At 62.4% G+C, this 26,487-nt stretch carries 24 protein-coding genes; 11 read left to right on the top strand and 13 right to left on the bottom strand.

The annotated features are described in order from the left end of the window. Positions 1-115: 115 nt before the first annotated feature. A complete protein-coding gene (locus AC1ECK_RS08595; RefSeq protein WP_480317922.1) occupies positions 116-343 on the bottom strand; it encodes a lysozyme inhibitor LprI family protein in 228 nt (75 codons plus the stop codon). Here AC1ECK_RS08595 and AC1ECK_RS08600 point away from each other — a divergent pair. Genes AC1ECK_RS08600 through AC1ECK_RS08610 form a run of 3 tightly spaced genes read left to right on the top strand, consistent with a single transcriptional unit; the run spans position 342 to position 1,610 of the window. After that, entirely contained in the window at positions 342-839 is a 498-nt protein-coding gene (locus tag AC1ECK_RS08600) for a hypothetical protein (RefSeq protein WP_480317925.1), read from the top strand. The genes AC1ECK_RS08595 and AC1ECK_RS08600 overlap by 2 nt on opposite strands. After that, positions 823-1,110 (top strand): hypothetical protein, encoded by a 288-nt coding sequence (locus tag AC1ECK_RS08605; RefSeq protein WP_480317927.1) that lies wholly within the window; start codon positions 823-825, stop codon positions 1,108-1,110. Before AC1ECK_RS08600 ends, AC1ECK_RS08605 begins: the two co-directional genes overlap by 17 nt. After that, a complete protein-coding gene (locus AC1ECK_RS08610) occupies positions 1,107-1,610 on the top strand; it encodes a hypothetical protein (protein ID WP_480317929.1) in 504 nt (167 codons plus the stop codon). The genes AC1ECK_RS08605 and AC1ECK_RS08610 overlap by 4 nt, the downstream gene beginning before the upstream one ends. Before the next feature lie 636 nt (positions 1,611-2,246). Here AC1ECK_RS08610 and AC1ECK_RS08615 read toward each other — a convergent pair. Then, positions 2,247-2,531: a hypothetical protein gene (locus tag AC1ECK_RS08615; protein ID WP_480317931.1), complete on the bottom strand. Its 285-nt coding sequence runs from the start codon at positions 2,529-2,531 to the stop codon at positions 2,247-2,249. 118 nt (positions 2,532-2,649) lie between these two features. Between AC1ECK_RS08615 and AC1ECK_RS08620 the strand changes: the two genes are divergently transcribed. The 3 genes from AC1ECK_RS08620 to AC1ECK_RS08630 all read left to right on the top strand — a co-directional run bounded on the left by AC1ECK_RS08620 (position 2,650) and on the right by AC1ECK_RS08630 (position 4,997). After that, positions 2,650-3,441, top strand: coding sequence for a DUF899 family protein (locus tag AC1ECK_RS08620; protein ID WP_480317933.1), 792 nt, complete (start codon positions 2,650-2,652; stop codon positions 3,439-3,441). 164 nt (positions 3,442-3,605) lie between these two features. Beyond that, a complete protein-coding gene (locus tag AC1ECK_RS08625) occupies positions 3,606-4,115 on the top strand; it encodes a GAF domain-containing protein (RefSeq protein ID WP_480317935.1) in 510 nt (169 codons plus the stop codon). 222 nt (positions 4,116-4,337) lie between these two features. Further along, entirely contained in the window at positions 4,338-4,997 is a 660-nt protein-coding gene (locus AC1ECK_RS08630; protein ID WP_480317937.1) for a M24 family metallopeptidase, read from the top strand. Between the two features lie 115 nt (positions 4,998-5,112). Here AC1ECK_RS08630 and AC1ECK_RS08635 read toward each other — a convergent pair whose 3' ends face one another. Continuing rightward, positions 5,113-5,538, bottom strand: a complete 426-nt coding sequence (locus AC1ECK_RS08635) for a PRC-barrel domain-containing protein (RefSeq protein ID WP_480317939.1) — start codon at positions 5,536-5,538, stop codon at positions 5,113-5,115. A 53-nt stretch (positions 5,539-5,591) separates the two neighbouring features. Next, positions 5,592-5,762 carry a hypothetical protein gene (locus AC1ECK_RS08640; protein ID WP_480317941.1) on the bottom strand — a complete coding sequence of 57 codons (171 nt, stop codon included), beginning with the start codon at positions 5,760-5,762 and terminating at the stop codon, positions 5,592-5,594. Between the two features lie 192 nt (positions 5,763-5,954). On the opposite strand from AC1ECK_RS08640, the gene AC1ECK_RS08645 reads away from it, so the two are divergent. Then, the gene (locus AC1ECK_RS08645) at positions 5,955-6,938 is read left to right on the top strand and encodes a hypothetical protein (protein WP_480317943.1); all 984 of its coding nucleotides are present in this window, start codon (positions 5,955-5,957) and stop codon (positions 6,936-6,938) included. Then, positions 6,935-7,411 carry a hypothetical protein gene (locus AC1ECK_RS08650; RefSeq protein ID WP_480317945.1) on the top strand — a complete coding sequence of 159 codons (477 nt, stop codon included), beginning with the start codon at positions 6,935-6,937 and terminating at the stop codon, positions 7,409-7,411. Before AC1ECK_RS08645 ends, AC1ECK_RS08650 begins: the two co-directional genes overlap by 4 nt. Here the strand turns inward: AC1ECK_RS08650 and AC1ECK_RS08655 are convergent. Beyond that, positions 7,342-8,175, bottom strand: coding sequence for an AraC family transcriptional regulator (locus AC1ECK_RS08655; RefSeq protein ID WP_480317947.1), 834 nt, complete (start codon positions 8,173-8,175; stop codon positions 7,342-7,344). The two genes, AC1ECK_RS08650 and AC1ECK_RS08655, sit on opposite strands and share 70 nt — an antisense overlap. A gap of 158 nt (positions 8,176-8,333) precedes the next feature. Here AC1ECK_RS08655 and AC1ECK_RS08660 point away from each other — a divergent pair, with 158 nt between their 5' ends. Continuing rightward, positions 8,334-8,585 carry a hypothetical protein gene (locus tag AC1ECK_RS08660; RefSeq protein ID WP_480317949.1) on the top strand — a complete coding sequence of 84 codons (252 nt, stop codon included), beginning with the start codon at positions 8,334-8,336 and terminating at the stop codon, positions 8,583-8,585. A 103-nt stretch (positions 8,586-8,688) separates the two neighbouring features. Here the strand turns inward: AC1ECK_RS08660 and AC1ECK_RS08665 are convergent, their stop codons facing one another. Continuing rightward, entirely contained in the window at positions 8,689-8,991 is a 303-nt protein-coding gene (locus tag AC1ECK_RS08665) for a hypothetical protein (protein ID WP_480317951.1), read from the bottom strand. Between the two features lie 145 nt (positions 8,992-9,136). On the opposite strand from AC1ECK_RS08665, the gene AC1ECK_RS08670 reads away from it, so the two are divergent. Then, entirely contained in the window at positions 9,137-9,781 is a 645-nt protein-coding gene (locus tag AC1ECK_RS08670) for an HD domain-containing protein (protein ID WP_480317954.1), read from the top strand. Between the two features lie 187 nt (positions 9,782-9,968). On the opposite strand, the gene AC1ECK_RS08675 is transcribed toward AC1ECK_RS08670, so the two are convergent. From AC1ECK_RS08675 to AC1ECK_RS08690, 4 genes are all read right to left on the bottom strand, one after another. Then, positions 9,969-12,740, bottom strand: coding sequence for a TonB-dependent receptor (locus AC1ECK_RS08675; RefSeq protein WP_480317956.1), 2,772 nt, complete (start codon positions 12,738-12,740; stop codon positions 9,969-9,971). An 890-nt stretch (positions 12,741-13,630) separates the two neighbouring features. Further along, entirely contained in the window at positions 13,631-15,370 is a 1,740-nt protein-coding gene (argS, locus tag AC1ECK_RS08680) for an arginine--tRNA ligase (protein ID WP_480317959.1), read from the bottom strand. A gap of 180 nt (positions 15,371-15,550) precedes the next feature. Continuing rightward, positions 15,551-17,092, bottom strand: coding sequence for a methyl-accepting chemotaxis protein (locus AC1ECK_RS08685; protein ID WP_480317961.1), 1,542 nt, complete (start codon positions 17,090-17,092; stop codon positions 15,551-15,553). Positions 17,093-17,220: 128 nt separating this feature from the next. Further along, complete coding sequence (locus AC1ECK_RS08690; protein WP_480317963.1) at positions 17,221-17,571, bottom strand: VOC family protein; 351 nt, start codon at positions 17,569-17,571, stop codon at positions 17,221-17,223. 397 nt (positions 17,572-17,968) lie between these two features. Between AC1ECK_RS08690 and AC1ECK_RS08695 the strand changes: the two genes are divergently transcribed. Next, entirely contained in the window at positions 17,969-18,790 is an 822-nt protein-coding gene (locus tag AC1ECK_RS08695; protein ID WP_480317965.1) for a YkgJ family cysteine cluster protein, read from the top strand. A 174-nt stretch (positions 18,791-18,964) separates the two neighbouring features. Here the strand turns inward: AC1ECK_RS08695 and AC1ECK_RS08700 are convergent, their stop codons facing one another. The 3 genes from AC1ECK_RS08700 to bcsZ form a co-directional block, all read right to left on the bottom strand. Beyond that, the gene (locus AC1ECK_RS08700; RefSeq protein ID WP_480317967.1) at positions 18,965-20,050 is read right to left on the bottom strand and encodes a diguanylate cyclase; all 1,086 of its coding nucleotides are present in this window, start codon (positions 20,048-20,050) and stop codon (positions 18,965-18,967) included. A 534-nt stretch (positions 20,051-20,584) separates the two neighbouring features. Beyond that, positions 20,585-25,327, bottom strand: coding sequence for a cellulose synthase subunit BcsC-related outer membrane protein (locus tag AC1ECK_RS08705; RefSeq protein ID WP_480317969.1), 4,743 nt, complete (start codon positions 25,325-25,327; stop codon positions 20,585-20,587). Next, complete coding sequence (bcsZ, locus tag AC1ECK_RS08710; protein WP_480317972.1) at positions 25,318-26,487, bottom strand: cellulose synthase complex periplasmic endoglucanase BcsZ; 1,170 nt, start codon at positions 26,485-26,487, stop codon at positions 25,318-25,320. The genes AC1ECK_RS08705 and bcsZ overlap by 10 nt, the downstream gene beginning before the upstream one ends.

Here is a 26,487-nt window from a genome sequence, read left to right on the forward strand (position 1 = left end):
CAACTGGACAATCACATCGTTGAGAATTAAACAACTGGTTTTGCTTGTACCCTTGTAGCACTTTAGTTCGCTGCAACGTCACTTCGGCCAGACATTGAGAATGATTGACCATCAATCATTGGTGAGCGCCACCGTTCAGGCTGGTTCTGAAGTCACACTCTGCATCACGAAATGCTACCCACGCCTGTTGCGCAGCAACGATCTGACTTTGAGGCATCGTATCTTGAACAGGCGCGAGGCCAATGAGCACTATAATCGTTAAATGCAGGTTATTTAAATCAATACAGATCTGATTCGATGTATCGGGGGTTCGAACTTGAATGGACAATAAGATAGCGTTCATGCTAATGACCTTCGCGGCTTCACAGATAGTACATGCAACCACTCTTTGTGACGCCAACGAGGTAGCGGTATTTAACTGTCAGTTAAAGGAAAACAAGAAGTTCGTATCGTTGTGTTCGTCTAGAGATCTGTCTGATAAGTCAGGTTTCTTGCAGTATCGGTATGGCACACCTGGAAAAATAGAACTCAAGTACCCTGAAAGTCAGACCGGCTCCCAATCCCGCTTCGGATATGATTCATACTTACGCCCAGACTTGAGCACATTCGTGCTCGGCTTCGACAACGCGAACTATCGGTATGAAATCTCCGAAACGACGGAGGGCGGCGATGACGATGGCATCACCGCATGGACGCTGCTAGTGAGTTCTGAGGACAAAAAACACAGTATGAAGCTAACCTGCTTGGGCGACAGAAATCTGGTTTCAAATATCTCGACACTTGAGGGTGTCGTATCTTGTGACAAGAAGCACGAGATTGTCGATGGAAGCTGTAACTAAATCGCCGACCATATATTTTAAAGTGAGGAATGGAATCAAAATTATTCATCCAAGCCATAATATCTATGATATCAAGGATTCGACCAATCTCGTAATTTTATATAAGGTCATAAGGAAAGAATATAAGAAGACTAAAGAGGTGGAAATAGAAAAGGTGGAAACAGGACGTTATGATCATGTTTACGATTCAACAGCAGGTATCGGTGGCACAATCTTTTGGAAGTACAATCAGCAATACCTGGACGTTACGCGCAGGAGCGAATATCGATGAAGAAAATCAGTTTCGCTGCAATGATCATGCTCGCTTCCAGTATCGGATGGGCAGCTCCCCCGAGCGAAAATTTGGTTAAAAGTTGTCTTCAGGCACAATCAGTTGCTTCCTCTGTTGTCATCCGAAACATCAACGTCAGCCAGGTTTTTCAAGAGGATGACTACGCAGACGGATTCAATGCAACCTACATCTTCAAGTATGAAGGCGCCGATATGGGTTACGCTGAAGGAAAATCAGATCAGGCGCTGATTTACTCTGGGAAGCTCTATCGATTGTCTAAATCTATACCCATTGGGAATAACGGGGGAGTGAAGCCTGCTGCATTCAACCCTATGTTGGCGGAATGGAGCCTTGCAAAGGACGGCCGCCAGAAGTACTTATGTGTTAGCTTTAATTTTGATGGACTTGGGCAGAGTGGTTCGTTTCAGAATGTGCATGGTGGTTATCTCTTGAACTCAAAAACAAAAGATTTATATTTTACTGTGCGTGACCCTAGGTAGGGAAGAGTCTTTCTGCTAGTGACCGACATGTACATACAGGATATGCAATTTTCCCGGACACGTTGGATACCCTGGACGCAGCCTTGCCTGACAAGGGTTTCATCCGTCCGGGTACGATAAAGGCGCATTCAAGGCATGGTGATCTGGATGCGAGATGGGTCGTGCCGGAGGTCGTGCGGTGGGAACGTGAGTATCAAATGCGGAACAACTTCAGAGCTGCAGCCACTCAAGTGCAACGCGCGGAGAAGTTGTTCGAAGCCGAGTGAGGGATTTCGGACGAATCTATCAATGCGGCCATGGCAGCCAAAATTGATCGCGAGCTTCAGGAGTTGGGTATTGTCGTCTTATCGTGCAGTTCCTGCTAGCGTAGATTGATCTTCGATCGTGCGCAGTGCTTGTTTTCGGTTGTGGTCGTCGGTGATTTCCCGCTTGTCAAGGTATTGCCCGAATCGGCGGGGCGTGTTTTTCGAATAGCCGTTTTTTGCCCTTCGTCAAGTGAGGGAAAAGCTGAGTTCCACCGTTCGCTTTGACACTTTCAATATAGATGAAGAAGCCAGATTGCAGCACCACCTCCGGAATCGGAACCTTCAGGATTGAGTTGTGATTATTGGCGACATCGTCTTGAATATCGAAAACTCAAACCCTATCCGATTTCACGATGCGATCGAGTGGCAGGCTCGTAATTTCTTCAAGCCAGGCACTGGTGTAAAGCGCGAGAAATGGCAACCAGTAATAGCCTGGTTTATCGAGGAAAGCACAGTAAGCTGACTCTTCGAAGACGACTGCGAGTTCTTCCTCGGTGAAAGGCTGGTAAGACCGAACCTGCTTCTTCAGCTTTGCCTTGGTCGACACCTTTACTTTCTCAAACGGGTTGGTCGCGAGGTAGATGTTGTTATCGACCGCATACTCGAACAGCGCCACATGTCGATTTCCCGATAGCCGGTTCGTCGTGTGAGTAGGGCGGGCGGCGCAACGAGGCCAGGCCTTCAAGCGCCGCTTTCGCTCCCCGATTTTCCCGAAACCTTGCAGGAGGTGATGGATGATTTACACGGACGGATTTTCGCAGGGATTGAAGCCTGCGCGGCTGCTGGCCTTATCGAACCGGCGGTTTCCAGGCGAGAGCGCACAGTACCGCGACGCGCGCAACGCGCTGCTGGCCGAAGAAATCGAACTGCGCCGCCACATAGAACGGGTCGCAGCCCAGCGGCGCGCGCTGCCGCCCGGCGGACCGGTGCCGCAGGACTACCGGTTCGAAGGCGAGCATGGGCCGGTGACATTGTCGGAGATGTTCGGCGCCCACGACACGTTGGTCACCTACAACTGGATGTATGGGCCGCGCACCGAACGGTCGTGTCCGATGTGCACGTCTTGTCTGGGCGCGCTGGATGGCGAGATGGCCGATATCCAGCAGCGCGTCGCCTTCGCGGTGATCGCCCGCTCGCCGATCGAGCGCCTCGTGGCGTTCAAGCAGCAGCGCGGCTGGCGCCATCTGCGCGTGTATTCGTCGGGCGGTAACAGCTTTAACCGCGACTATGCGGGCGAAGATCCCGACGGTGAGGACACGGCGGGCTTCAACGTGTTTACGCGCACGGACGGTGTGCTGCGGCATTTCTGGGGCGACGAGATGGGTCCGGAGACGGCCGACCCCGGCCAGGATCCGCGCGGCGCGCCCGACATCATGCCGCTCTGGACCGTGCTCGACATGACGCCGGGTGGTCGCGGCACGAACTGGTATCCGCGACTGGAGTACGGTGCGCCGGCTGTGACGGCATCAGCGGGCGCATCGGCGGGTGGCCAATGCCATTGCGATCCGGAGGCGGGCAGCGTCTGAGTCGGAGCCGGGAGTCGGCGCAGAAGCGGCGCTGTGGAGCCACCGAGCGCCGCTGAACCGAGGGGCGTAAGATACGCGTTCGCATAACGACGGGACGGCCGCATCGGCGAACCACGCTGAGCGCCGCTCCGTTCCCCTGGTTTCCGCTACGGACGGCGTCATTCATGTTTCAGGCTTCCACCCCCTCATCGCAACTTTCCAAACCGGCTCAATATGACGAACTGGTCGCCCAGGCGCACTCGCTGATGGCCGGCGAAACCGATCGCATCGCCAATGCGGCGAATTTTTCGTCGCTGGTGTTCAATTCGCTGCAAGGGTTGAACTGGGCGGGCTTTTATTTCTTCGATGGTGTCGAACTGGTGGTCGGGCCGTTTCAGGGCAAGCCGGCCTGTGTGCGGATTCCGCTCGGCAAGGGTGTGTGCGGCACCGCAGCGCAGACCCGCGCTACCCAGGTGGTGCGCGATGTCCATGAGTTTCCGGGGCATATCGCTTGCGATTCGGCATCGCAGTCGGAGATCGTGGTGCCGCTGGTTGCCGCCGACGGCGCCTTGATCGGCGTGTGGGACGTCGATAGCCCGCTGATTGCGCGTTTCGATGACGAAGACGCCAGGGGCATGGAGGCATTGTGCCGGGTGTTTGTCGAGCTCGCGTGGGTGCCGGCGGCTTCGAGGTAACGATAACCGGGGCCGTCCGCTCAGGACGGCCTTTCACCCCTGATTCCCCTTTGATTCCGTTCTGGCTGCCGCGGCAATTTACCGTGGCCGGTATTCACGCTATATTTCCTTGGATATAACGTGAGCTGCAAGCGACATGCAGCCCTCCACTCACCGGCATAAGCATTTCACGCTCGCATGATGGCCGCGGCGCGTAGACAGATAATCGGAACGAGGTAATCTTTGAATAGCAATTTGAAGCAGGCGGTCGGCGAAAATTTTTCCATCGAAGCGATGCATCACGCACGCGCCATGACGTGGAAAGTGGTCGATGAAGTGGCGCAGAAAATCCGCCCAGGTATGCGCGAGTCGGAGGCGAATGCGCTGTGCAAGGAGATTCTGCGCGAGCTCGGCATGGAGCGGATCTGGCATCCGATCCTGATTCGCTTTGGCGAAAACACGCTCAAGACCTTCAAGCAACATTCGCAGACTGACCCGCAACTGGCTGCTAACGATATTTTCTTCGTCGACCTCGGCGTCGTATGGGACCGTCACGAAGGCGACGCCGGAGCTACTTTCGTGGTGGGCGACGATGCGGAGATGAAGGCCTGTGCGCAAGCGGTGAAGACGATTTTTGCGGAGGTCGAGCAGCATTGGCGCATCACCGGCGCGGGCGGCAAGGCGCTCTACGATTATGCTGCGCAGCGGGCCGAGGCATTGGGCTGGCGTTTGAACGTGGACATCAAAGGGCATCGCGTGAGCGACTTCCCGCATGCCATCTATAAGGCCGGAAACCTCGGCGACTACGACGAGCGGCCCGATCCTGGCCTGTGGATCCTGGAAATACAGATCGCGCATCCCACGCGGCCGTTCGGCGCGTTTTACGAAGACCTGCTTGGCTAATCGAGCGGGCGGGTTGCAGCACAACGTCGCGCTCCTGTGAGGTTGTTGCAGTTGGTTTTGCCAGCCGCAACAACCCGGTGCAGGGCGTTAAAAATTTCCCGGCCCGCCGGTCCAGTTACTGCGCTTCGATCTTCTTGGGCTTGGGCGGCGATTGCACCTTGGCGTACTGGAACGCGGGCGTGGCCTTGAGCGCGTCTTTAGTGGCGCCCGGCAGGTATAGGTTGCCACCGCGCACGTCGAGCGCCTCGATGGGCACCGCGACGTCGTGCGTGGCGACGCCGAGGAAGCCGCCTGCCGAGACGATGGCGGCGGAGACCGAGCCATCCGGCGCGACGATCAGATCGCGCACCGTGCCGATTTTTTCATTCTGGTCGTTATAGACCGCTTTGCCGAGCACGCTCTTCTTGACGCTCCAGCCTTGCAGAAGCGCCTGGGATTGCTCGACGGTGACGCTCAGAGGCTGAGTGCCGGCGACCTGGGCGTGGGCATCGATGCATGCTGCAAGTGCCACTGCTACGCATACTGTCTTATACAAAGCCATATCGTTCACTCCGTGGTTGGATCCGGTTTGTGCCGCGCCATCCATCATAGCTTTCAACTCGCCTGCGTGCAGCGTAGCGCCCGCCCGTTACGCAGCGGCGCCACGCTGATTTCCACGGTGTCGAGCGAGATCGCCTCCGGCAACGCCGACCTGTCGCGGCGTACCGAACAGCAGGCCACGGCGGTGGGCGAAACGGCCTCCAGCGAGACCTGCTCTTGCAACACTTTATGTCACGCGATGTCACGCCGTTTGGGCCGCGCCCGCGAGAGGCCCGCTCAGCAGGTGTTCCAGCACCTCTCCGGGCGATGAAATCGCACGACATATCTTCTCGATAGTTCAAGTTCATCCGTCCTTCTATATTCCGTTCGTCGCCACGCCGAAGTGCTCCATGTGGCCCGAACCGTGAAGGACATGTCGTGAACATCTCATCATTCTCTCTGCCTGCTGCCGGCGCTTCGCTGGCTTCTCTTGCGAGCGCCACGCGCGCCCGCCTTACCGTGCAAAAACTCGCATTCGCAGCGACAGCCGCGGTGTTGGTGCTGGCGAGCGCGCCTGCGTCCGCGTGGACCTCGCGTGGCACGGCCTACACCTCGCGCGGCGTCTACAACGGCGCGCACGCTGGCTCCTGCGGCGGCGGAAGCTGCTCGCATGCGGGCGGCGTAGTGGGTCCGTGGGGCGGGGTCGCCACCAACACGGGCACCGTGACGCGCACCGCGCCTGGCCAGTTTTCGAATTCGGGTACGGCGACCGGACGCTATGGCAATTCGGTCCAGCATTCCGGCGATACCAGTTGCGCGGGCGGCACCTGCGCCCACACCGGCACGCTGACCGGGCCCGACGGCAAGACCGCCACCACCTCCGGCAGCGTGACGCGCGATGCGCCCGGTCAGTATTCGTCGTCCGGCTCTGTCACGGGAGCCAATGGCAACACGGTCAGCCACTCGGCCTCGACCAGTTGCGCGGGCAATTCCTGCTATCGCTCGGGTAGCGTGACCGGCGCCGATGGCGGCACCGTCGATCACTCGGGTACCGCGACGCGGGTTGCACCGGGTGTGGTGACAACCTCCAGCAGCGTGACCGGAGTGCACGGCACGACCGTCACGGGCAGCGGCACGGTGGTCGCCGGTGGCGTCGTCACAACCGGCACGGTCACAACCGGCGGCGTCGCGGTGGTGGTTCGCCCGCCGGCGGCGGTTGTCGCGCCCCCGGTCGCTTACGTTCCGCCGCCGGCTGTGTATGTGCCGCCTCCACCGGTTGTCTATGTCCCGCCGCCGCCTCCCGCGCCGGTGGTGTATGTGGCGCCGCGCGTGGTCTACGTCGCACCGCCGCCGCCGCGGCCGGTGGTCTGGGTGCCGGGCCATTGGGTCGGAGCGGTCTGGATTCCCGGGCGCTGGGCATGAACGAAGACCTGCAACTCGACTCGCAAGCGGGCGCGACGACGCTGTGCTCGCCCGCGTCCGGCTCACAGAAACGTGGCTCACAGAAACGTGGCGGCATTGCGCTGTTGCTGGCGGCACTCTCGGCAGTGGTCGCGATTACCGCGACAACCGGCGGTGAGGTAAACGCCTTCGCGCTGCCGGTGCCGTTTGCGGAGATGCCGCTTACGGAGTTGCTGCCGTCGGACGATTTGCCGCTGCTCGACCGGCAGGCCCCATCGCCGGATTCATCGTCTTGCGGCTTGCACTACGCAGCCGTGCTCGACCTTGCCGAACTCGCGCGTCAGTACGGCAAAGGCTCCGGTGCCTATCGGCATGCATTTGGCAGCATGGCGAATCAGCTCGACGCTTGCCGCCCCGACGAGCGCTATGCAGCCGAGTCGTCCGGTCCGGCGGATGCGCTTCGCGCCGGCGTGGCAGTTTCTTCGTACGACTGAAAATAGCGGCTCGGCGTCGTGCCCATGGCACGCTTGAACATGGCGATGAAGGCACTCACGTTGTCATAGCCGAGCTCGAGCGCGACAGTCTTGACCGGCAGGTCGGCCGCGAGCATCTCGAGCGCGCGCAACAGGCGCGCCTGCTGACGCCATTCGGCAAAACTGAAGCCTGTTTCGTCCACAAAGCGGCGGCTCAATGTGCGCGGCGAGACAGCCGCCCACGCAGCCCATTCTTCGAGCCGCCGGTTATCCGCGAGGTTGCGACCTAGGGCTTCGGCAATGCGCTGCAAGCGCGCATCTTCCGGCATCGGCAAGCCGAGGCGCTCGCGCGGCAAGCCGCGGATTTCATCGACGATCACGCCCGCTATGCGCAGTTGCGCTTCGTCGAGGACCGCGCTGTGCCAACCGGCGGCACGCTTCACCGCTTCGCGCAGCAATGCGGACATGCGGATCGTGCAAGGCTCGGCGGGGAGCCGCGCGCAGGCCGTTTCTTCGATATAGACGCTCCAGCCCGAGTAGGCGCCGTGCGAACGCAGCGAATGAGCGCGATGCGGTGGAATCCAGACTGCATGGACGGCCGGTACGACCCACTGCTGGTTGTCGACGCCAACCGACAACAACCCGCGCATCGCCCCAAGCAACTGGCCGCGTGCGTGACGGTGCGAGGCCGTGACGCGAGCCTCCATGCCGACCTGTTCGACGGCGATGAGAAAGGGGCCGCTCGCGGACTCCGCTCGACCTGGGGAAATCAAAGGATTGGACATGGCCGAAACAACGTATCGAATGGCCTTTATACCGGAGACACGCCGGGGTCGTCCATCTACAGTGGGATCTCGCCACACGGCGGCCTCAGCGCCGCAAACCGGCGGACGATCGAGCAGCCACTTCACCATTGACCACCCACTTACCAAGGAAAACAGCGATGAGAGCGGAAGAGCTTTTGCCGGACCATGTGAATCAAGCGAGCCTCGACGGCGTGACCGTGCGCAAGGGCACCGTCGGCGCCTTCCTTTTCAACGCCAGGGTTTGGACCGATCGCCATGCCAGCGTTCAAACCAGGGTGGCTGCCGAGCGCGATATCGTCGATGCCTTGCCGGCGTTGCGGGCCTTGGGCATCTTCGAGGTGATGGAGATTCGCGATGCCGCGCTGCGTACGCTGATCGAAGCGCATTGAATTTGCGCAACTTGGCAGGCAGCGGCCGGTTTTTGCATCCGGCGTAACGCATTTATCCGGTGCCGCACTGGTCGGCGCAGCCGTTGCCGTATCGGTTGCCGCACTAAGGACGCGCGGTTCCACCTGCCTCGGGCCGGCTGGTGGAGCCGCGCGCCAAGTCGAGCCTGGCCGCGCCTTTGCCGGTCAGGCGGACCGTCGCGTCCGCGCGCGCTGTGCCGTCTTCGCACACCATGTCCACCAGTCCGCCGGTGGTGGCGTCTTCCCAGGCGCAGAGCCGCGGACAGGAGGTTCGCCAGGCATCCATCGTTTCTCCGTAGGTCCGCGGTTGCGCCGCCACCCATGCGAGGAACTGCAACAGGTTGCCGGCATCGGAGCCGGTCTCCGCTAGCGTTGGCGTGCGAGTCATGGTTCTCTCCGGGAGCGTCGTCAGCACGCTTCCAGAATAGGTTGGCGCGCGGCGTATTGCCAATGCACGCAGCGGGTGAAATGCATACCCTGCGGGTATGGCTGCACCAGGCCATAATCCTCAGCCCGTTCAACCGATGATGCCCATGACGAACCCCGCCTTTTCCCCCTTTGAATATCTTGCTGAAACCTTGCTGTCGCACGCCGGCGCAGCGAACGACGACGGTTCGCATGACACTTCGCACCTGCAGCGGGTCTGGAAGAATGCCGCGGCCATTCACGCCGGGGAGGGCGGCGACGCACAGGTGCTGTTCGCCGCGACCGTTTTGCACGACTGCGTGCCCACCGAGAAAAATTCGCCGCTACGCGCGCAGGCGTCGCATCTGTCGGCGCAGAAGGCCGCACGCCTGCTGGGTGCACTCGAGTGGCCGCCGGAAAAGATCGAAGCGGTAGCGCACGCGGTGGTGGCGCATAGCTTTTCTGCAGGCGTGACGCCGCTGACGGTGGAGGCTAAAACGCTGCAAGATGCGGATCGCCTCGATGCGATCGGCATGCTCGGAGTGGCGCGCTGCTTTTACGTGGCGGGCCGCATGGGCAGCGCCTTGTACGATCCGCTTGACCCGCACGCATCGCAGCGGCCGCTCGACGACACGCGCTATGCGCTCGATCATTTCCGCGCCAAGCTGCTGAAACTCGCAGCGGGATTTCAGACGGAGACGGGCGCGCGCCTCGCGCGGCTCAGGCATGAGCGGCTACAGCGCTTTCTCGACGAATTCGCGGATGAGATCTGAATGGAACGGGGGCACTTCATAAGAGATCAGGTGTCCTGCTGATACAACATGACGATGCGATACCCGATGCGGGGAAGCCGTCTCGCCATTCTGTCCTCTGACGAAAAATGGCCGCTCCGGTGGCTGAGAAGGGGAACCGGAGCGGCTTGAGAGGAACTGGAGTATTGCTGCTGACTCTGCTACGTCTTTAGAACTTGTACGTCGCGCCGATCTGGGCAAAAACGCCGACGTAGTTGTAGATCGAGGTGTCGTAGCCACTCTGATCCAACGTGCCATTTGCAAAGATCGGATCGTACGGAGGCGTGCGGTTGAAGATGTTGTCGACGCCGCCGTAAATCGTCCAATGCTTGAAGCCCGTGTACGTCACCATCAGGTTGAACTGGCTGTACGAGCCGACTTTGTTCGGCGCGGGTGCCGGCAAGAGATTCTGCGCGTACGGGCCCGTGAATTCCCACGTCAACGCTGCGTCCCACTTGTGGTAAGCCCAGTCCAGGGTGGTGTTGCCCTTCCAGCGCGGGAAGCTGCCGCCGAACGGTTGCGTGATGGTGAAGTTGTTGCCCGCGCCATTTACCGGGGTCCCACCTGGGAAGCCGATCTTGAAGCTATTCACATAAGCCCAGTCACCCGAGAGGGTGAACGTACCGACCTTCGTCGGCAGAGCTTGACGGAACGTGCCTTCGAAACCGTTCGTGTCGAGGTAGCCCAGGTTCTGATACGGGATGACCTCGTAGAGGAGGTTGCCCGACGAGTCGTTGACGATCTGCGAAGGCGCGCCCTGGCCGATCACGTTGTCGATGCGAATCTTGTACCAGTCGAAGCCGATATCGGTCGTACGCGTTGGCGACAGTTCGAAGCCGATGTTGAGGTTTCTCGTATGCTCAGGCGACAGATTCGGGTTGCCCTCCGTGATCGACGTATAGTTCTGGCCGGTCTGCGAATTCACCTGGAGGCCCAGCGTTTGCGACTTGCTGTCCTCCACGAACGTCGGTGCACGGAACCCGCGGCTGTACGACGTATACATCGTCAGCGCTTGCACCGGCTGATAACGCAGGGCGAAGCGCGGTGAGAACGCACCGCCGACGTCGCTATAGTGGTCGTAACGACCCGACTGGCTGAACGTCAGGTTGCGGATGATCGGAACGTCGATCTGGTAGTACACGGCGGCCACGTTGCGCTGGCCGTCCACCGTTTGAAGATTCGGACTGGCGACGATGCCCTGCGAAAACTCGTAACCCGGCGTGAGGGTTTCGCTCTGGTGCGTAAACTGTGCACCGAACCCGATACCCACATCACCGGCCGGCAGATGGAACAGGTTCGGCGTCGCAATCGTCGCGTCAACCGTATCGAGCTTCGAGATACCCAGATTGTTCGCGTTCTGGTAAAGGCCGTTGAACGCACCAGGCGTCGCTGCCGGATTGGCGAAGTTGAGCGCGCCGTTCTGGTAGATGTTGGTCAACTGGTTGACGTTCAGCTCGTTGGTGTACGTGTTCGACACCGTGCTTTGCGAGTGGCTGACCGATGCCGACCAGTCCCAGTCGCCGTACGGCAGGGTGAACGAACCTTTCACGCCTGTCGACGCACGGTAGTAGTTGGCGTCCGTCTTCTCCGATACCGCGTTCGGGAAAGCATAGGTGAGCGGGGTGGCCGCTCCGGTCGTGTTGTACGGGTTGCTCACCGGCACGGTCGTGTTGAATGGCGTGAGCAGTTGCGTCTGTGGATTCCAGACGAGCGTGGGCGCCTGCGGATTGCCGACTACGTTGCCCCACAAACCGTTGTTCTGGGTGGTCGTGTTGTTGCTTTCCAGAAAATCGGCGTACGCGGTCGTGCTGTCGTTGATCTTGAAGTCAGCGTGAATCTTCGCGTTGAGGCGCTCGGTCATCGGCGCGATGGACATGCTGTTCGCCGTGTTGTAGCTGCAGACCGTGCCCGCCGCGCCTGAAGTCAGCGAGTTGGTGGCCGCCGGATGCACCGCACCGCCGAACGGGCAGCCGTTCAATGCCTGCACGCCGCTGGCCGTATTCCAGTACGACGGCGCGAGCAACGACAAACCGCCCGGCTGATTGGTGAAGTCCTGGTTCGCCGTCGAATCGCGGTCGGCCAGTGTGGAGCCGTTGTCCTTGTAGGCGCTCGCCGCTATGGTGACGTTGAAGCGATCGGAGTTGAGATCGCCGAAGCCGCCGAGCACGCCGAACTTGTACGTACCATTGCCCGCGCCGTTGGCGATCGAGCTGCCTAGGCCGCCGTCGAGTTGCAGGCCCTGATAATTGTGCTTGGTGATGATGTTGACCACACCGGCGACGGCGTCCGATCCGTATTGCGAAACGGCGCCGGTCTTCACGATTTCGATCCGGTCGATGTCGTTCAGCGGAAGCGTGTTCAGGTCGAAGAACGAATCGACGCTGTTCGAAAAGAACGCGAACGGTGCGACACGCTGGCCGTCTACCAGAACGAGCGTGTATTTTTCGCTGAGACCGCGCAGGGCAATACCGGCGGCGCCCGCAGCAAAGTTCCCGGACTGGCCTTCGCTCCAGCTATTGGCCGAGTTGGCCGAGGTCGAGCGCAGGAAGTCGGAGACAGTCGTCGAGCCGCTATCCTGAATCTGTTTTGCCGTAACCGTCTGAACCTGGTTGTAGCCGACCTTGTCCGAACTGCGGATCAGCGAGCCGGTCACTTCGAAGCGCTGCAGTTGCTGCACCTTGCCGGTAGCGCCGGTCGTGCCGGTGGTGCCATTGGTACCTTCGGTGCCTGAAGTGCCGTTTTGCGCAGTAGTTGTGCCAGGTGTGGCGCTCGTGGCGCCGCTGGTCGTGCTGCTTTGCGCCGTCGCGGCAGGTGTTGCTGGTGCGGTTCCCGTCGTAGCAGGCTGGCTTTGCGCGAACGCCGGAACGGCGATTGCGGCTGAGAGTGCCAGTTCCGCCCAGATTATTCTTCTGATGGCGATTGCTAATGCCCTTTGTTTCATTATTCCCCTCACACTTGTCAGTAAGGCCATACGCTGTTGTGCGAAGAGAGGCCTTTTGGACCTCTCCACTCGATGTACGGCGTCACTCCGCCGTGTTCCTTCAAAAGCTCCCACGCGTTGCCGCATGCCTCCGCCGCCGCGCACGAAACGCGGTAAAGGCAGAGTGGAGTCTGTCATTAGTATCGCAGTACTAATTGTTTGTTATCGAATTGCGCAGCGTTTTTTATCTTGCCAGGCCGGTGTCGGAGTCTGACTTTCATGCCATCTCGCTGACATCTTCGCCTGCTGTTCAAGCACACAAAACTCTTCTGCATTCCTTACGAAATGCTTTAATATTGCCTCACGTGTTGCACCAACTGGACCACATGACGGGAAACGAACTACCGGGAAAACCCTGCCTCGTAGCGAGATTCGGCGCGCCTTGCCTCACTCGCATGTGATACGCCGCGGCGCGCCGCGATCCTGCGCCACGGTCGTCGAGCGGTTTGTAATACACCTCTTTCCATGCCTTACGAGTAGTTGCAAGACACTACCAAGACACAATGCCCTAGTCAAAATTTGTTTGATAGAAATAAATCTTGTTGTTTTCTTGCCGATGCGTCAAAGCATGTAGAGCGACCGGTGATGCCGATATCGTCGTCGGGATCGGGAGCCGCTCATGGCGGATGAGGCTGTCGCCGGGCCGGCCGATGGAGGCGTTTAAGGCAGCAGCCGGAGATGCCGGACAGGACGCACGATGCGCATCGCATCGGCGGATTGAGTGTCTAGAGTCATTCTTCTAATTGTGTCCGGTCCGGCCACCGTCGTTGGGTGGCCTGTCAGGCGTCGCCGGAGCGGGTGCGAAGGCGCGACTCCTTACATGCGTTCGTCTCGGGCCGCGCACCGCGAGCTCACATCGCTTCAAGCACATCGATGCCCAGCAAGCCGAGTCCTGTGCGCAGCGTATCGGCAGTCAGGCGGCATAACTGCAGGCGGCTCGTGCGAATCTCGCCGGTTGCATTGAGCACGGGGCACGCTTCGTAGAAGCGCATCAGGCTGGCGGCCAGCTCATAGAGATAGGCGCACAGGTAATTCGGCAGTGCATCCTCGGCGACGGCAAGCACCGCGTCGGCAAAGCGCGCGAGTTGCAGCGCAAGCTGCCGCTCGGCAGGTTCCGTGAGGAACACGCTGCCATTGGCGTCCCATGCGCCGGCGCGGCGCAGCACGCTCTGGATGCGGGTGTAAGCGTACTGAAGGTAAGGCGCCGTATTGCCTTCGAACGACAGCATGCTGGCCCAATCGAACACGTAATCGGTACTTCTGTTCTTGGCGAGATCGAAGTACTTGATCGCACCGATGCCGACCACCTGAGCCACGGCCCGCTGTTCTTCCTCCGGCAATTCCGGACTCTTTTCGGTGACCAGATTGAAGGCGCGTTGCGTGGCCTCGTCGAGCAGTTCGGCGAGCTTGACGGTGTCGCCGCTGCGGGTCTTGAACGGCTTGCCGTCGTCGCCCAGCACCACGCCGAATCCGACATGTTCGAGTTGGAGCTGCGGCGGCGCGTAGCCCGCCTTGCGCGCGAGAGCGAACGCCTGCTGAAAATGCAGTTTCTGCCGCGCGTCGACGACGTACAGCATCCGTTCGGCCTTGAGCGTACCCGTCCGATAGCGGATTGCAGCGAGATCGGTGGTGGAGTAGAGATAACCGCCATCCTGCTTTTGCACGATATACGCGGCGGGCGTACCGTCCTTGCTGCTGAACTCGTCGAGAAACACGACCTGGGCGCCGTCGCTCGTCACGGCGAGGCCTTTTGCCTGGAGGTCGGCCACGACCACCGGCAGATCGTCGTTGTAGGCGCTTTCGCCGTGCACATCGGCAAGCGTCAGGCCGACGTTGAGCCGGCGATAGATCTCCTCGCAATGATTCATCGAGACCTCGAGAAAACGCTTCCAGAGGTCCAGCACGCGCGGGTCGCCGCCTTGCAGCCTGACCACATAGTCGCGCGCCCGGTCGGCGAAGGCGGGGTCTTCGTCGAAGCGTTTCTTCGCGTTGCGGTAGAACACTTCGAGGTCGGCGAGGGCGAGGTTCGAGGCGTCGTCCGGAGCGGCTTCGTCCATGCATGCGGTCAGCATGCCGAATTGCGTGCCCCAGTCGCCGACGTGATTTTGCGCGACCACCTTGTGGCCGACGAAACGCAGCACTCTTGCCAGCGCGTCGCCGATCACGGTGGAGCGCAGATGTCCGACGTGCATTTCCTTGGCGAGATTGGGCGACGAGTAATCGATCACGACGCATTGCGCAGCATCCGCGGCGACGCGCGGAACCGCGAGATTGCCGCCGTCGTCGAGCGCTGCCGTCACCCAGCGCGCGAGATAGTCAGGCGCCACGGTCAGGTTGATAAAACCGGGGCCGGCAATTTCGACGCGGCTGACGATGCCGCCGAGTTGCAGGTGATCGACCACGGTCTGCGCGAGCGCGCGCGGATTGAGCTTGCGCGATCTGGCTGCGGCCATGATGCCGTTGGCCTGATAATCTCCATGCTCGGGACGGCCGGCGGGCTGAACGTTCGCAGAGGCATCCGCACAGCCGGCTGCCGCGAGGGCATCCTGGACGCGGGCGTTGAGAAGCTGGAGCAGGGTCTGATTCGGCATCGATCTGGGGTTTTGAATTTTTTGAGGTGACGCGACCGGACGGGGTTGAGCGGTCTCAACCCCGTTGTGCTGCGGAGGAACGGAAAACCGGGCCGCTGGCGCTTTGCCCATGATGGGTGGCGCTGGGTGCAGCGCCGACTTTGCAGCGAGAGGCCCTCGCAGCGATTCTACATGGGCCGGTCAAACCCTGAACCGCGATACCGCCAGTTGTAGCGCCTTGGCCTGTTCATCCAGCGAGAGGGCGGCAGCGGTAGTCTGTTCGACGAGCGCCGCATTTTGCTGGGTCACTTCGTCCATCTGCGCGACGGCCCGGTTGACCTGTTCGATGCCGTCGCTTTGCTCGCCGGAGGCCGCGGCGACTTCGGTCATGATGTCGCTGGCGCGGCGGATCGCCTGCACGATCTGCTGCATCGTGGCGCCGGCGTTTTCGACCAGGCCGGTGCCGTCGCTGACGCGGGTCGCGGCGGCCTGGATCAGCGCCTTGATTTCCTTTGCCTCAGCGGCGGAACGCTGCGCGAGCGTACGCACTTCGCTCGCCACGACCGCGAAGCCGCGGCCCTGTTCGCCGGCACGGGCCGCTTCGACGGCGGCGTTCAAGGCGAGGATATTGGTCTGGAAGGCAATCCCCTCGATGGCGCCGATGATGGCCGACATCCTGCTCGACTGGTCGTGGATATCGGCCATCGTGCCCACCACGCGATCCATCACGCCGCCGCCGCCCACGGCGATCTCGGACGCTTCCTTCGCCAACTGGCTGGCATGGGTCGCGTTGGCATTGTTCTGCCGCACGGTGGCGGTCAGTTGTTCCATGCTGGCGGCCGTCTGTTCGAGGGCGGCCGCTTGCGATTCGGTGCGGCGCGACAGGTCCGCGTTGCCGGCGGCAATCTCCTGGGTTGCCGTCACCATGGTCGCGCTGCCGTCGCGCACCGACGACACCGTGCCCAGCAAACCGTCGCGCATCGCTCCCAGCGCGCGCGTCAACTGGCCCATTTCGTCGTGTCCGCCCGGCTTGATCGAATGGGTGAGGTCGCCCTTCGAAATCGCCGAGCAGGCGCGCAAGGCCGCGGCGAGCGGCACGGAGATCGCTCTTTGCAAGCCGAATGCGCACAGTGCGGCGATCGCAATGCCGAACAGCAACACGACGGCCGAGACGATGCTCATGGTTTTGAGCGTCTGCTGGAAGCCGTTATAGTTGTCCGCGCCGCGCTTGAGCAGATAGGCGTTCAACTGCTCGGTGCTTTTGGTCAAGGCGAGCGAGAGGACCGGCATGGTCGTCATCGTGATCGTGTCGGCGGTCTTCGGGTCGCCGCGCTGCAGCGCCTGCAAGGACGGCTCGATGCCTTCGTTGAGCAGCTTGTCGAAGTTCGCGGAAACCACGTCGACAAGGCGCTGTTCGTCGGCATCGTGGGGCTGCGCGAGGTAGCGCGCGAGCGCCTGCTTCGAGGTGGCGACGTAGCCCCGCGTTTTGGCGAGCAGGGTTGGCAGATCAGGGGATTCGGGGTGGAGCAGCGCGCGGTCCATCGACACGCGGGCAATCGCGAGGTTGTACTTGCTGTCGCTCATGGCGACTGCCGAAGCGAGCTGCACCGAGTAGGTATCGCGCAGCGCGGCCCGGCCGGATTGGGTGCTGAACTGGTCGACTGCGCCGATGAGCAGCAGGAGCGCGACCAGGCATCCCACCGTCGCCCAGATGCGAATTTTGATCGAGAATCGAGAGAACATCGTGGGGTAAAGGCTCCGGCAGGTTGAAGTCTGGACTAGCATTGCGGTCCTATTGTCATTATCGGCCGTAGGATGCAAAACTTTATGCGTGCCGGTTGAGTCCTGCCTGCTCCCTGGACAACCCCTACCTACTCGTGACAGGTGCAAAGCTCGAATTCGTGGCCATCGGGGCTGGCTAGTACGATGGACTTCATGAATTCATTCGCGAGGCCGTCCAGAACCACGCTTGCCCCCAGTGCCTTGGCGCGGCTGAGAAACGCTTGCAGGTGCGCTGTATCGAATTCGAACACAGGCAGGCAGCCGCTGCCGACGAGTTCCTCGCCGAAGTCGTTCAATAGCAAGCCGAGGCGCACTTCGCCCACGAGGAACTCCGTCCACCGTTCCGACTGGCGGCTGGGCGCTTGCTCCAGCAAGCGCTCCCAGAACGTCGTGGCGCTTGTCATGTCGGTGACTTTGAAATACGCGGTTCTGATACGCATCGGCGGCTCCAGGACAGGGTGTGCCGAGAAACTACAGACAATTCAGATGCGGGGCAAGAGGCCATGCGTTGCTCCGGTTCGCAGCCGCCGCCGGTTCGCTCCATCCGCAACGAGTAGTTCGCCCATCGCTTCGCGCGACGACGAGTCGGCGCATCAAACGTATCGGCCGTATCGGAGCATGATAGAGTGCGCCCGGCCTGCCGCCGGCAGGAGGCCGTGGGTCGAGCGCCGAAATAAAAGCTCCCCAGCCTGTAAGAAAACGCGTTTTGAACCGACCAACCCTGACTGACTTGTGCGAGGCACAACTGGCGGGGCGGTCCCGCAGGGTTGCGAGGCACGAAGCAGGATGGCGGACAACTCACTGCGGTGCGCGGTGCAAGGCTGATTGAGCATGAGTATGGATATCGATTTCGGGTGCACGATGTGCGGCAAATGCTGCCACGATCTGCGTTTGCCGTTGACGGTCGCAGAAGCGCTCGCATGGCTGGGACGCGGCAATGAGGTGCAGGTTCTCTGCGAGGCTTTGCCCTGGCCCGAGGAACCGGCACCCGACAATCTACAGGCGGCGCATAAACGGCGCCGCTCGTTCGCTGCGATGAGCGGCAGCTTGCCGGTGCGGATCGTCGTGATCCTGACGGGCGCGTTTGCCGGCCCGTGTCCGAACCTGCAGGCCGACATGCGCTGCGGCATCTACGAGGCACGGCCGCTTGTCTGCCGCATCTATCCGGCGGAAATCAATCCGTTTATCGAGCTCGACCCGGCCAGCAAAGGGTGTCCGCCGGAAGCGTGGACGCCCGGCCTCGCGCCGCTCCTGCGCGGCGGCCAACTGGTGGATGCGACGGCTGCCGAACTGATCCTGCGCTCACGCGCGGCGGATACCGCCGACGCACCGGCCAAGCAGGCGCTGTGTACGCTGCTCGGCATCGATGCGGCGGCGCTGGCCAACGAAGGCTTCGTGGTCCATTCGCTGCCGCGCGCGACGTTGCTGGCGGCATTGCAGCAGGCGAGTCGCGCAGCCCCTGCAACCGGAGCGGCGCTCGGCGCAACCAGTGCCGTGTCCGGATCGCAAGCGTCTGAAGATTTGCCGGTATGGCGTTTCGTGTCGAACCGCCAGGCCACCGTCAATACGCTGGAATCGGTGGGCGCGCTCGGCGCCTGGGTCGACCCCTCCGGCGCGGCGCCGTTCGAGTATCTCGGCTTTTATCCGGCCGCCGCCTAGCCGGGCAAGCTGCCCGCCCCGAGGACGCAGAGCGTTATTCGTTCTGCATCAGACACTTGGGGCGTATGCGCCCAGGTTGTCCACAGCCTTGCTCACAAAAATTGGGGATAACTCGGTGCCGGGCCGCGCGTCGGGGAAAGCCGCGTGCATTGTGCGGCAGCGGGCGCAGCGGCGCTAGCCCAGCGCGCTTTGACCCGGCGACCCGGGACCCCACCCGGACGCGACGAGGCGATCGCGTCCGTTCGCTTTGGCGACATAGAGGCGGCGGTCGGCTTCGAGCAGCCACGCGGTGATGTCGCTCATGGCCGGGCTGAATTCGGCCAGGCCCGCACTCGAGGTGCAGCGCAGCGCTTCGCCGGCGTGGCCCGCGCGGGCGCGCAGATTGAACAGCAGCCGTTCCACGATGCGCTGGGCTTCCGGCAGGCGCAGCCCCGGCATGATGACGCCGAACTCTTCGCCGCCATAACGGCCGGCAATATCCTGCGGGCGCAGGCCGGCACGCAGGAACAGCGCGAAGCTGCGTAGCGCGGCGTCGCCCGCGGCGTGGCCCTCGGTGTCGTTGACGTCCTTGAAATGGTCGAGATCGAACAGCACGAGGCAACAGGCTTCGCCGTCGTTGCGGCAGCGTTCGAAGATTTCGGCGAGCCGGTCTTCCCAGTGTCGACGATTCCATAAGCCGGTCAGGCCGTCGGTCTGGCTCAGGCGTTCGAGTTCGCGAGCCTGTTTCGCGAGCTTTTGCGACATGCGATAGGTCAACAGGCCGAGCGCGAGCGGATACAGGATCAGGAACGGCAGGCAGGCCAGAATGGTCGGCAGGCGCGATTGCGGCTCGAACACGAGGCCCAGCAGGGCCGCGCCGAGGAGCGCACCGAGCAGATGCGCGCCAACGCCACGCACGAACAGCCGCACGCCGCCGGCGGCGATATTGTCCATGCTCAGCATGGCGAGAATCAGCACACTGGGCAGAATATTGAAGCGCATGGCAATGAGCCACAGACCGCCGAATGCGGAGTCAACCATCAGATTGAAACGTTCGCCGCGATACGGCACGGTCCAGGTGAGCGCGGCGCGATATGCGAGGTGTGGCCAGAGGAAACCATGAAAAATCAGCAGCGTCCATAACCAGGGGCTGACGCGAGGTTGCGCTTGCGCAAACACTGAAGCCACACAGAAAAAGCCGATGCCGAGGCCGATCATGCGCATTCGATAGAGGCGTGCGGCGAAGCGCTTTCCTTTCCCCGCAAGGCGATTCGTTTCCAACGTTGTTCCCGTGTCTGTTCCCGTGTGTCAGCGGCGCCGCTTAAAAGCGGGAGCGCCGGCCACATGGCATTGGGGGCATTGACAGGCGCGCCTGGCTTTAAAAAAAGCTCACACGACACGTCCTGCGTTATTCAGCCCATTCATGCATAACGGCAGATTGGTTTAAAACCGTAGGATAAACCGGAGCACGTTAATCGCGGCGTACGCCTTCGGGTTTACTAATCGGATTAATTGGGGCAGGGCGGTTTTGTTGATTATGCAGACGGGTGGGAACCGTTCGGATTGTTAAGCGCCGCGCAAAACGCACGAAGGTCCGTTTTGCCCGCACCCGCAACGGCCGGACATAGTCGTCTCGCATCAGGCACTTAGATGGTGTGCCACCAGGTTGTCCACAGGCTTGCTCACAAAAAGTGGGGATAACTTTGTGGTTTGCGAGGCATCCTGCCGGGGCGTAAGAGGGGCGTGAGAAGAGCGATGGCTGCAACCACACGTGCATGCGTGCACGTGTGGTCGGGTTATCGCTCGCGAGTCCGGTTAGTTCGTCAACGACAGATAAGGCGAGGTCAAAGGCGTCGGCGGGAACGGTTGCAGTCCGGTCTGCTTGGTAAAGCTATAGCGCACATACACGGCGGCCAGATACTCACGGTATTGATAGGCATTGCCGAGCGAGGCCATTGCACCGACCGCGATCTGCGGCCCGAGCTGATATTCACCCACCGCGCTAAACGAGTAGGCGATGCCGGTCTTGCTCTGGGCTGGATAAATGGCGCCTGAATCCGGTGCCGTGCCTGCCGTGATGAGCGCGCTCTTCAGGGCGGCAGAAGTACTATCGCCAAGAGGGAAGTAGTTCGACGCATCCTCACGATAGTGCTGAACGCCAATCGAGCCCTTCACGTCATAGGTGAAGGCGCCGTTGCGGCCGATCCATTCCACCGGTAGATTCAGGATCACATATTGTTGCGGACTGAAGTAACCGCCCTGGCCGTACGTAAAGTAGGAGAGGTTCCGGTTATAGCCCATCAGCGTCGTATTCAAGCCGACCGTTAGCGTCTGGTCCGCATCTTTCAGCAAACGCGTATAGACGCCTCCGCCGCCTTTGATTGCTGTATTGGTTGCGACGTTGTGGCCGTCCAGAAACTGATATTCCGCGTTTGCGTATAGACCGCTCGTGCCGTCGTCCCAGGCAAGCGTCGCGAGAGCTCCACTGGAAGTCACTCCACCCCACTCGAGGTTCTTAAGCTGATCGCGAGTGCCGGCGTAAGACAGCAAGCTGTCGGTTACAGCACGTCGGGCGACGGCGAGTGAATACGATACCTTGTCAGTCACGCTGCCGTTGTATTCCAGGCCGCCAACGGCATTGACTTCGCGAAATCCCAGAGGCGTTGTGCCGATATCGCCATTCAGGCTGTTGCCCTGATACCCGAGCGACAGGCCTACGCCGTTTGCGGTCTGCGAGCCGTATTCGCCGGCGCTGGCGGCGGCGCCCGAACCGAAGCGCGAAAGCGTCGTCGACTGGTTGCTCGCTGTCCCGGCATCCAGCGTGACCGGCGTGGCGGTAACAACGATATGGCCGTTGCCAGCCTGGATGCGCCCTTGAACCGGTGCTTCAATGTCGGTCAGGTTCGACAAGCCGTCTTCGCCGGTGCGGTTGCGGAACACAATGCCGCCCGACACCGTACTCGTTTGCTCGCGATTGACCTGCGCCAGCTCTTCGGCGACACCGAGCGTCTGCGAGTTGGCGACGTTGGCCGGCGAGGGCGCATAGCTGCCACCATTGCTGGCAGGCGCTTGCGGATAATAAGGCTGGACATAACCTGCCGGCGGCTGCGGAATATATGGTTGCTGCGCGTAATAACCTTGTGCCGGGTAACCCTGATTGCCGTAGTTCTGGTTCGGATAGGACTGCTGGGCATATCCCTGTTGCTGCGGATACGGCTGCTGCGCATAGACTGGCTGTCCGTAGCCCTGTTGCTGCTGGGGATACGGTTGCTGCCCATAGTAAGGCTGTTGTGCATAACCCTGTTGCCCATACGGCGCCTGCGCATAGCTCGCGCCCTTGGCATTGCGGGTTGCGGTCTGCTTCTTGCTGTTCTTGCGTTGCGCGTTCGGGGTCGCCGCCGGGAGTGCCGGATAGTAGGCCTGTGCCTGCTGAGCAGCAGCGTTGGCCTGCGCTTCGCGCGCCGCCGGCGACATTGGCCAGGGCGTAGCCACATAGGGCGCCGGTGCGCCATAGGGCGGCGCGGCTTGCGGGTAAGGTGCGTTATACGGCAGCGGCGCCTGCTGAACCGGCGCCTGACCCTGCCCCGGGTACGGCTGCAGGGGCGCCGCGGCAGGCACGCCGGTCTCGCTTGAACCGTAGTTGTCGGGGCCGTAGCCATCCGCTGCATTGCTGGAGCTTGGCGCGGCCGATGGACTGGCGGGCGCCGTGGACGGCGCCACATAAGGTGTCGTATACGGCGCCACATAGGGCGCGGGCTGCGAGGGCGGCGGATAGTTCGGCACGGTCTGCGTCGGATAGGAAGGCTGCGTACTCGGATAAGCGGCCGGCGGGTAGGCAGCAGGCGCGCGATATGGTTGCGCTGTGCCGTTTGCGTTGAACCCGCCGCTTGCGCTCGCGAAGCCGGAACTGCCGGACGCGCCTGCCGCGTCGGCCGGCGAAACGATCGCGGTTTTTCCTTCGAACGGATTGGTGCCGGGCAACGGCGTCGCGCCGATCCGGCGCATCGCCACTTCCCAGCCGCGCGGCACATTGCTCGCCGAGCCGGCGCGCGGCGCGGCCGAACCCACTGGTGTGTTGGCCGCGATCAGCGAGCGCTGCAGGTAGGTCGAGGCGAGCGACAGCTTGCCTTCGGCACGGTACATGCGGCCGACGGCGGCGAGCACGGCGGGATCGTCCGGCGCGGCATTCAGCGCCTGCGTCGCCAGCGATTCGGCGTAGCGGAAATCCTTGCTGCCGGTCGCCGCCGGGATGGCGGCGAGCATCAGGCTCAGGTCGTCGGGCCGGCGCGTGAGCGCCACGCGGTAGCTGGCGAGCGCATTGCGGTCGTCGCCCGCCGACGAATAGAGACGGCCGAGCGCGGCCTGCAGGTCGGGATTGTCGGGCATCGCCGCGAGCCACGGTGCAATCACATCGTAGGCGCTCGCCAGGTCGCCGCGCTGGCGCACGGCGTCGCACTGCCGCACGACGATCGCGAGATTCAGATTGCTGAAATCGGTGCGCTGCTGCGGTGTCAATTGCGTCGCGGCAAGCTGGCGCATCACGTTACCCAGTTCGGCATCCTGATGACTCGCGAGCAGGATGCCGGCGTACTGGAGCAGCAGATCCGTATTGCCGGGCGCGGCGTTCATGGCGCTGCGCACGAGCCACAGCGCGCGGCTGGCGTCGCCGGCCTGCTGATAGGCCGACGCCACCACGCCGATCAGTTCCGGGTTGCCGGCGGCCACCGGCTCTGCGGCGGCGAGCGTCGCGAAGGCCTGCTGGGTTTGCCCGCTTTTCGCCATCTGGATGGCGAGGCTCGCCTGCTGATGGACCCACAGGCGGTGCTGCAAGGTGGTCATCGCATCGGTGCGCTGAGCCACGGGAATGCGGTCTAGTTGCGCGAGGCCCGTCGACCAGTCCTGGGTTTCCGCCGACAGCAGCGCACTCGCATAGAGCGCGTCGGTCATGTCGGGGTGGCTTGCCAGCAGCCCGTCCATCATGCTGCGTGCGTTGCCGACCGCGCCCTGGCGCACATAGATGCGGGCAAGGTCGAGACGCAGCCAAGGATCGTCGGGATTGCTGAGCAGGGCATCTTCGAACAGGCTGCGTGCCGCGCCGAGATCGCCGCGCGCTTCGGCGGCGCGCGCCTGGGCGGCCTGCGCCGCGCCGCGCAGGCGGTCGATGCCGCCCGCTTTGGTCTGCTGTTCGGTGTTGAGCTGGTTGGCGAACTGCAGCGCTTCGTCGCCGCGGCCTTGCGCGGCCAGCGCGCCGACGAGGCCGCGGATCGCATCGGGATTGTCGGCCTGGCGGCGCAGCGCCATCCGGTACGCCTGTTCGGCGCCGGCCGGGTCGCCGTTGTTCAGCAGCATCTCGCCGAGCAGGACCTGGGCCGTGACGTCGGACGGATTGAGCGCGATCGCGCGCTCGAACAGCGACTTGGCCTTGGCGAATTCGCCGTTGCTGCGCGCGCCGATGGCGTCGCTGGTATAGGTCCAGTAGGTCGCGCTCAGCAGCGCGTCTTTCCAGCGCGCGGGATTGCCGCTGCGCGAGGCCCGTTCCAGGTAGTCGCGCGCTTCGGAGAAATGCTCCTGCTTGAGCGCCGCGATGCCCATGCCGCCGAGCGCGTCGCTGTCGTTCGGACTACTCGCCAGCACCGACGAGAATTTGCCGCGGGCGGTGGCGATGTCGCCGCGGTCGAGCGCCGCAAAGCCGTCGGCGATGGTGCGACCGCGCGCATCGGTGGCGGCGTTTTGCTGCGCCCGTTCGCGCGCGGTCGCGTCCTGCTGCACCATCGAGTCGTAGCGCGCCTTGACGGCGGAGTCGTCGGGCGCGAGCTGCAGGTAGCTCTGATAGAGCGGCGCGTCGGAGGCGCGGGCGTCGAGCCACAACAGCGCCTGGCGCCAGCTCTTGCGTGCCGCGGCGCCCTCCGCGTTGTCGCCGGAAAGCTTTTCGAGCTGGGCGATGCCTTCGCGGCGCGTAACGTCGCGGTAGGTCAGGTGCTGGGCGTAGGCGAGCGCATAGCGCGGGTCGTCCGGATTCTGCTGCGCGAGCTGCTGCAGGCCGCGGCGTGCCTGGTCCCAGCCTTGCGGAGTCGCGGCGAGCGCCTGGTAGTACTCGAGCTGCAGTTCCGGGGTAGCAGGTTTGCCTTGCAACGCGCGCTGATATTCCTGCACGGCGCTGGCGGCCTGGCCGCTTTGCTGCAAGCGCCGTGCATCGTTGACGGTCTGGTCGCGCAGGCTGCTTTCGCCGAGGCGCCGGCCCAGTTCGTCGATGCTCGGATAATTCGGCGCCACTTCGCGCAGGCGCGCCAGATACTGTTGCGCGCCGCTGCCGTCCTTGCGGTCGGCGAGCACCATGCCCATGCCGAACAGCGCATCGGGTTGCTTCGGATCGATGCGCAACACTTTCTGCCAGGCCTGCTCGGCGAGGTCGCCGCGATGGTGCGCCTGCCAGTACTTGCCCTGGTCGATCAGCACATTGAGCGGATCGCCCGAGGTCTCGGCAAAGGCAGCGGTGGGCAGCGTCGCCGCAGCGACGCTAAAGAGGCTCAGCGCCAGCGCGAGGGCGCTCAATCGCATGCGTTTCTCCAACTCGGCACGAGCGAGCCGGCATCGTCGAAGCGATAGCGGCCGTCGATGAATCCGGTGCCGAACAAGCCCAGCACACGATCGTAATAGACAGGTTCGTGACCTGCAACGGGGTTGTCGAGCGCCGCCAGATGGGTGCGCGCGAGCGCGAGTCCGCGCTCGTCGCCGAGCGCCCTGAAGTAGGGCGCAAGGGCTCCCCAGTAGCTGAGCGGGCCTTCGCCGCTCGCCGCGCCGGTGGTGACCGCGACCTTCTCGGGCGGAAACCCGGCCTGGGCGACCTGGGCGCGCATGCCGCCGAGCGCCGCGAGCCAGAGCCTGGCGAGCGGATCGGCGCTCGCCGTCATGCCGGCCCACAGATAGACGCGGATCGCGTCGTAGCTGCCGGTGTCGCCGCTCTTCGGATCGACCACGAACTGGCCGGCCCGCCACGCGGCCCAGTCGGGCGCGAAGCCCTGCGGCGCGGTGGTCTTGATGAGCTGCAAGGCGTTCTCGGCCAGCTTGCTCCACGGGCCGCCCGGCTGCGCCTTGGCCAGCGCGCGCAGCACCGGCAGCGGGAAGTAGCTGGGATTGACGCGCGTCACGCCGCCGCTCTGGAAGCCTTGCGGGCCAGGCAACAGCATCGGGCCGAGGCCGGCCAGGTTCGTGACTTCCTTGCTCGCGATCTGCGCGGCAAGCGCAACGCCCAGTTTCGTATAGCCGGGGTCATGCCACAGCCGGCCCGCTTGCAGCAGGTCGTAGGCGATCCACAGATCGGAGTCCGAAGCGGAATTCGGATCGAGCACGCCGTACGAGCCATCCGGCCGTTTGCCCCATTGCCACGAGGGCAGGCGCAGGTCCTGCGCATCGAACTGGTTGCCGGCGAGGTTGGTGCGGGTCCAGCCGAGGAGCCGGTCGAAGGTGGCACGGTCGTTCGCGACCAGCGCGAAGAACATGCCGTAGGACTGGCCTTCGGAGGTGGTCTGCTGGGTGGGCGTCGAATAGTCGATCACGCGCCCGTCGGCCTGCACGAAGCGTTCGACGAAGCTGCGGTAGGCCGGCCAGTCGCATGGCGCGGCCGTGGCGGCAGCGGCCGGAGCCGGGATCGACGAGGTGAGCGACGCAACCAGACCGACTGCGAGCGCGAGAGGTGCCGTGTTGAGTTTGACCGGCAT

Source organism: Paraburkholderia sp. SSBN10T (assembly GCF_056619545.1).